Source organism: Halorubrum sp. SP3 (assembly GCF_005435195.1).
GTDB classification, from domain to species: domain Archaea; phylum Halobacteriota; class Halobacteria; order Halobacteriales; family Haloferacaceae; genus Halorubrum; species Halorubrum sodomense.
Map to the genome: position 1 here is coordinate 1 of NZ_SGTU01000552.1, position 307 is coordinate 307.

General features: G+C 68.7%; 1 pseudogene. It reads right to left on the minus strand.

Annotated features, from left to right (window positions below):
- Positions 1-307: pseudogene (locus tag EXE42_RS17530) on the minus strand (tRNA uridine(34) 5-carboxymethylaminomethyl modification radical SAM/GNAT enzyme Elp3); the annotation flags it as partial.

The following is a 307-nucleotide window of genomic DNA, read 5'->3' on the forward strand; positions in this document are numbered from 1 at the left end:
GGAGCCGCGTGTACTTCGGGATCTGGTCCATCACGTCGGCGACCAGGTCGGCCGCCTCCTCGCTGGTGAGCGGGTCGAAGTCGTCGCGGCGCCAGCGGTCGTACACGCGGGTCCCCTCGACGACGAGGGTGGGATAGATCTTCAGGTAGTCGGGCCGCCAGTCGGGGTTCTCGAACAGCTGGCGGAAGTCCTCTAAGCACATCTCGCGGGTCATCCCGGGCTGGCCGGGCATCATGTGGAACCCGACCTTGAACGCCGCGTCGCGGAGGCGCCGGTTCGCGTTGCGGGAGGCCTCGTTGCCGTGCCC